Source organism: Emticicia sp. (assembly GCF_049241225.1).
Classification (GTDB): Bacteria; Bacteroidota; Bacteroidia; order Cytophagales; family Spirosomataceae; genus Emticicia.
In genome coordinates this window covers 2,808-9,662 of sequence record NZ_JBMLRC010000172.1, presented here as the reverse complement: position 1 = coordinate 9,662, position 6,855 = coordinate 2,808, and the positions used below count along the sequence as shown (strand labels likewise).

The window sequence follows — 6,855 nt, the reverse complement described above, 5'->3', positions numbered from 1 at the left end:
TTTTATAACCTCTACAAAACTCATTTTCTATGAAAAAAGTACTCGCTTTTTTGTTATTTCCTTTACTGACATTCGCACAAGAAGTTGATAAGAAAGAATGGAAACAGCTCTTCAACGGCAAAAACCTTGATGGTTGGAAAGTTAAAATCAGGAATTATGACCTCAACGATAATTACGGCAATACTTTTAGAGTAGAAGATGGTTTAATGAAAGTCAGATACGATGCCAGTGCTTATCCTGCTTATAATGAGCGTTTTGGGCATATTTTTTATAAAGATAAGTTCTCTTACTACAAGATTGCGGTAGAATACCGATTCGTAGGCGACCAAGCCATCGAAGGGCCAGGTTGGGCAACTCGAAACAGCGGAATTATGGTGCATGGCCAAACTCCCGAAAGTATGGGCAAAGACCAAGATTTCCCGATTTCGATTGAAGTACAATTACTGGGAGGACTTGGAAAAGGAAATCGTACGACTTGTAATGTTTGTACGCCTGGAACAAATATTGTTTACCAAAACAAGTTGGATAAGCGTCATTGCATCAACTCGACCTCAAAAACTTACGATGGCGACCAATGGGTAAGAGCCGAAGTGACAGTTTTGGGAGATTCGGCCATTATTCATTACGTAAATGGCGAAAAAGTTTTGGAGTATTTACAACCACAAATTGGTGGCGGAAATGTAAGCGGACACGACGAAAAACTCATGGCCGAGGTAAAACTCTTGAAAGAAGGTTCGATTTCATTACAAAGCGAAAGCCACCCTGTCGATTTCCGTAAAGTTGAATTATTAAATCTTTGTGGTTGCACCGACCCCAAAGCATCTAATTATAAATCTTACTACGTAAAATCTGATAATACTACTTGTGTTTATAAGAAGAAGAAAAAGAAGTAGTTTCTCCATACATTCTCGTGTATTTTCTATGAAAAAAATAACGTTATTGGGCATTTACTGCTTGATTTTATCGTCAGTATTTGCCCAAAAACAAGCTCTTTGGTGGAAACAGAATAATTTAAGAGTTATTCAGACAAACCTACCCGCCTACGAAGCTGCTACCTTAAACCCTGATTCATTAGTCAAAGATTTAAAAGACTTTTCGGCCAATACCCTCTTGATAAATGCGGGTGGAATTATGGCTTTTTTCCCGAGCAAACTTCCATTTCACTACATCAACCCGTACATGAAAAATAATAACATGTTGGGAGAAGTTGTGAGAAAATGCCATGAAAATAATATCAAGGTAATTGTCAGATTTGATTTTAGTAGAGTACACGAAAGTATTTTTAAAGCACATCCCGACTGGTGTTATGTTTCGCCCAAAGGCGAACGCATCATTAATACTGATATGTATGTGGTATCTATCAATGCACCTTATGTGCAGGAGTGTGCTTTTAAAATCATTGAAGAAGTGATTGACCGTTTTCCGATTGATGGGATTTTCTTGAATATGCCGGGCTATCAAGTCAATAATCCGTATGAGGGAAAGTATCATGGAATTGACCAAAATGAGGCCGATAAAAAACGATTTGCAGAATTTAGTGGTGGATTGAAATTACCAACCGAAGAAAACAAAGCCGATAGTATCTTTCAAAAATATCTTGAATTTAAGAAATTTACGGTTGAAGATTGGGCCGAACGATTGAACAAACTTGTAAAATCGAAAAACGAACAAATTGCGATTTGTACTTATTTCGATAAACACGTTGATATCATTCGGCATGAATCTCAGACGAATAGTTTGCCATATTGGCCTTATTCGGCTTCCGAAAACGTCAATAGTGCCTCAACTTCGTTTCCTACACATATTATCAGTAATAGTAGTATTCAGCAAATTTCATTTCAGTCTCGATACAATGCCGTTGAGCCAGAGGAAGTTGGCATTAGGCTCTACGAAAATATTGCCAATGGTTCGGGACTGGACATTAGCATGATGGGCGATATGAGAGGCTATGAAGATGAGCGTAATTTTGGGGTTATAAAAAAGATTTATGCTCATCACAAAAAGCATGAACAGTATTTTGGGAAATATACTTCGATTGCTAAAATTGCGATTATTGCTCCTGGCTCTTGGCCAAGTGGCTTACCGATGCAGGAATATCGAGGAATTCAGTTGATGCTAAAAGAAGCTCATATTCCATTTGATTTAATCGAAGATTCGCAAATCGGTCATTTATCTGAAAAAATAAAGCAATACAAATTATTGATTTTGCCAGATATAACTTACCTAAACTCAGCTTCGATAAAAACACTTAGGGAAGCATCGGAGCAAGGTGTCAATTTGATTGCGACCAATACTACAATGTATGATAATCCTGCCTTGCTTTTAGAACTTTTTGGTGCCAAAATCATCAGTAAAGACAATGAAGGAAGTGGAAATTACTTGAGTCCGGCCAATAAAGAGCTTTTCAAACGATTTGAGAAGCAAAAAATGCTGTTTTGGAAGTTTAATTTAGGTAAATATGATTTTAGTGAAGCTGATACAGTCTTTCTTCCAATATTAGCCAAAGGCCGTCCTGGCCCTCCCGAAATTATTGGTGGCCATGAGCCAACTGGTTTTTATGGTATGGGGGTAAAGGTAAAAAAGCAAAGTAAAAACATTTTATTACCGATTAATTTAGGACGCCTCTATTATTTGCATGGTTATGAAGAGCACAAGAATATATTGCTTGACGTGATAGACTATGTTTTTCCAGAAGCAAATGAATTGATAACAACCAATGCCCCCGAGCGAGTAGAGCTTATTTTGCAAAAATATAGCAGAAATATAGTCGAAAATGAGCAGAAGACTACGAATGATGGTATGATTCTGCACCTTGTAAACCTGACGGGTTTTAGTGGCAACACTTATTTTGAGCCATTACCAGTTTACAAACTTGATTTCAAGATAAAGGCCGATTTCAAACCTTCAAAGGTATTTTCAATGGTCAGCGAGAAACCTATTAAATTTGTTTGGAAAGATGGTTATGTAAAATTTCAGCTCAATCAACTCAATGCTTTTGATGGGGTAGTTATTGATAGGTAATAACGTGAATTACTCATAAATGTCTTTTCTATGTCCAAGAGTTATTACATCAACAATTAGTTTATCGTCTATAACACTATATATAATTCGATAATCACCTGTTCGGATTCGATAAGCATCTCTCCCTTTTAACTTCTTATAACCATTTGGGCGTGGATTCGTCTCGAGTGATGCAATGGCAATAAAGATAGGTTCTGCTATTTTGTTGCTGAGTTTATCTAATTGCTTTTGAGCTTTTTTAGATAAAACAATGGTATAATTAGGTATTTTTTGTGTTACGGTTTTTTAAATAATCGGAAAATAAAATGCGAGTACCATCGTCTTCTTTTTTTGCTTCATCAAACAAACGAATATCCTCCAACTCTTCCAACTCTTCCATTATTGCATCAAATTCTTTCAAAGGAAGTATTACCGAAATTTTTTTTCCAGTATTGTCAGTAATATATTGTGGGTGTATTGCTGTCATATTGTCTTTATTTATGATAACAAAAATAGATAAATTCACTCATTTTAAAAATTTTCACAAAAAATAAGCTCTTCCGAAAAATCCGAAAGAGCTTATTTTTATTTACAGAATTTTTTACTTCAATGAATTTATCCAAGCGGCAATCTTCAAGGCATCTGCTCTCGGAACTTGCGGCATTGGAGCCATTTCGGTGGCGTATTCTGGCCAGTTTTTAGGCTGTGGCTTGTAGATTAATTCGACAATCTTCGTGTCCGAATATTTTCTTTTTGCTACATCTTTAAACGCAGGCCCAACCATGCGTTTATCGGCTTGGTGGCAAGCTACGCAAGTATGTTTCTGCAATAATGGTTTTACCTCTTCAAATGTTGGGGCTTTAGCTACGGCAGCCGTTTTCTTAGCATTCACATCATCAGGTGTTGAAAGCTTTACTTCTGCTGTTTTTTCCGAACTTGTCTTTAAGTTAGCTGGGCGTGGAATATAACTACTCATTTTTTCTCCACTCGGAATATTATTGAGTGTATAAAATGCCAAACCGTGTAGAAGTGTTTTGCCATCCGTATCTTTTACACCATCGGCTTTTAGTTCGTGGATATAATGCTCACGTAAGCCATCTACCAATAATCTTACTTTCATTCCATCGTCTGATACTTTCAAGCCTTTCACGGTCAAAAACTTCTCATCAACGGTTGGGCTACCATAAACTGGTTGATATTTGTAAATGAAACTACGGATTTGATAATTCTTGAAATCAGCGGCGGTAGCTTTGTTGACAGGCTTCGTAAATTCAACTTCAAAACCATCTGGTGTGGCCTTCATGGTTTTCATCTCAAAAGGCATTTTTCCTGTCCAAACTAAGCGTTCGATACCAGCAGTTGTTGTTCCTGCCGAACCCCATCCACGATTGGTTTCACCGACAAACATTGAGCCGTCATTACCAAAAACCATACGAAGCGTTCCCGACTGAAAACCATCTTTGAAAGGAAATGCTGCTCCTTGATATTCACCATTTACTTTTTCGATAAAAACACGAGTCAGGTTACTTTTCCCTTGGTCGCCCACAAAAAGTTGCCCTGAAAATGGGCCAAAAGCACCGTTTGTCTCGTCTTTGATGATTTCAGACGTAGAAATACCCAAAACTCCGTGAGGCAACCAAACTGCTGGTAATTTTAATTCTGGAATATCTTTTTTCATTTCAAAAAGATACTTTCCACGTTCAGTTTCGATGTTTTCGGGCTTTATGTAATAACCATTAGCATCTTTAGTTTTGCGAGGGTCGATTTTTGCATAAAGTTGCTCAGTAGTTAGTTTTACTGGTGAATTTGGCTCGCCAGTCCAACGCAAACCCGCTGGATGCCCCATGAAATCCCCTCTGTTTACTTGAGCAATAAAGCCCGAACCCATCCAATCACCTTGGTTATCTCCATACCAAAATTCGCCATCAATTGCACCGATTCCGCACGGAGAACGCATACCAGTTGCGTAAGGCTCGACTTTTCCATCTTCCGAAATCTTCATAGCCCAACCTCTACCTGGTCGGCGACTTTCGCCTCTCCACCATTCTTCATCACCGAATGCAACGTTTCCAGTAATAATCATTGAGCCATCTGGCATTAGTTTAGGACCAAAAGTATATTCGTGGTAATGCCCTGAAATTGGTAAGTTAGCCACAGTTTCGTAAGAATCAGCACGACCATCGCCATTCTTATCGGTCAATTTGGTTAGTTCGCCACGTTGAGCACAATAAAACGAGCCATTTTTATAAACTAAACCCAAGATTTCGTGCAAACCACTCGCAAATTTTCGGTAATAGGGAGCAGTGCCTACATTCATGTAAGCGTTATTGATAATCCAAATATCACCACGACGGGTAGCCAAAGCCACATCGCCCGAAGGCATGGTTGTGATACCGCCCACTTCCAAAAGCATTCCTTCGGGAACGGGTAGCGTTATGATGCGGTAATACTCATTTTCGGCAGTATTTTGGGCAAATACGCTCGAAAATGTCATTAATGAAATAAATATTTTTATGATGTTTTTCATTTGAATTCTTTTTAAGTTTTTAGAGACGCCTCAATTTTACCAAATAATCGAATAAGTAATTTTCTCGCCCACTGGAGCAACCAATTCTTTCATTCCTGCCGACTCACGGATACTTGGCGTACCTTCGATTACTTTTATGTAGTAGCTGTTTTCGCCGATAATAAATAAACCATCATTTGCCTTTGTGATGTTTTGGGCAACTGCTAATCTTGCGTAAAGATTTGCGGCTGAACCTTTTACCGTAATCTCACGCTTAAACATTTTTCCGTCTTCGCTTGGTGTGGTTTTATCCGATACGTTCACACCTGCGTAATCGTACTTAAACGTTGGTTGGCCAGCTTCATCTAACTCATATCCACGTGGGCGATACGACGCATCTAAATCTCCCCATGCAGCAGATGCAGAACTAAGTACATTCAAAAGTGGAGCATCGCCGAGCGAAGTCAAACTTCCCATTGGTTTTGAGCTACCATCGCCACGGTCGTTCCACATTGGGGTGGTATTCAAGAAACCACCTTTCCAGATTTGAAATAATGCTCCGTTATCTAAATCATACGTAAAATGAATATTTTCTTTGTTTCCTACCGAAACTGCGTGAACAATTCGTTTGCCTTTTTCGCCTTCACGAATATCCATGAACGAACGAAAAACTACTGGTTCGGTCGTTGGATTGAGCATAATTGGTGAAGTTGGATTAGCCACCAAAGTAGAGTTTGCATAGTGAAGTGCTTGTTTACGAATCGTTGCTGATTCAGCATAAAGTCCCAGAGCAGGTGCTAACCAACCATCGGCTTTCCAATAATACATTTCAAAATCAACGTCACCCGCTGGGAGGTCAATCGTTGCTTGGCGACTTTCACCCGAATTTAACCAACCATTCTTAAACGCATCAACTCCGTTGATTTTCATTTGGGTATTTCCACCATGAACAGTCGTGAAAGTATATTTTCCAGCATCTGGCACATTGATTTTGCCAATATATTTTACGGCAAACTCATTTTCGGCATTGCTCACATTCCAGTTTAAAAGAGCTACATTTCCGCTTGTTTCTGGTTTGATTTTCTCAATATCGGCCACTGTGCGGAAATTTCCTTTGTAAACACCAAATTTCAAATCTTTGAAAGTAAGAGATTTTTGATTGAAACTTTTGTATTTGATATTGCGGAAAGCCACATTTCCGTGGTCGCCTTGAAAACGTAATGGGCCTTGCAAAACTTCGTTATCTACCAGTGCTCCACGAGTTGGGCCTGTTAGTTCGACGTTTTCGTGAATCAACACACCATTCAAGATGATTGATAAGATTTTTGCATTGCTGATTTTCTTTCCTG

At 38.7% G+C, this 6,855-nt stretch carries 6 protein-coding genes; 2 read left to right on the top strand and 4 right to left on the bottom strand.

What is annotated here, in order from left to right:
* Positions 1–29 precede the first annotated feature (29 nt).
* Positions 30–893 carry a 3-keto-disaccharide hydrolase gene (locus ACOVO2_RS09945; RefSeq protein WP_421769819.1) on the top strand — a complete coding sequence of 288 codons (864 nt, stop codon included), beginning with the start codon at positions 30–32 and terminating at the stop codon, positions 891–893.
* 28 nt (positions 894–921) lie between these two features.
* Positions 922–3,021: an alpha-amylase family protein gene (locus ACOVO2_RS09940; protein ID WP_421769818.1), complete on the top strand. Its 2,100-nt coding sequence runs from the start codon at positions 922–924 to the stop codon at positions 3,019–3,021.
* Between the two features lie 9 nt (positions 3,022–3,030).
* Here the strand turns inward: ACOVO2_RS09940 and ACOVO2_RS09935 are convergent, their stop codons facing one another.
* From ACOVO2_RS09935 to ACOVO2_RS09920, 4 genes are all read right to left on the bottom strand, one after another.
* Positions 3,031–3,273, bottom strand: coding sequence for a type II toxin-antitoxin system RelE family toxin (locus ACOVO2_RS09935; protein ID WP_421769820.1), 243 nt, complete (start codon positions 3,271–3,273; stop codon positions 3,031–3,033).
* Between the two features lie 7 nt (positions 3,274–3,280).
* Entirely contained in the window at positions 3,281–3,526 is a 246-nt protein-coding gene (locus ACOVO2_RS09930) for a hypothetical protein (protein WP_421769817.1), read from the bottom strand.
* Between the two features lie 75 nt (positions 3,527–3,601).
* Entirely contained in the window at positions 3,602–5,527 is a 1,926-nt protein-coding gene (locus tag ACOVO2_RS09925; protein WP_421769816.1) for a c-type cytochrome, read from the bottom strand.
* A 36-nt stretch (positions 5,528–5,563) separates the two neighbouring features.
* Positions 5,564–6,855 (bottom strand): hypothetical protein (locus ACOVO2_RS09920; protein ID WP_421769815.1); only part of this gene is annotated, 1,292 nt, incomplete at its 5' end.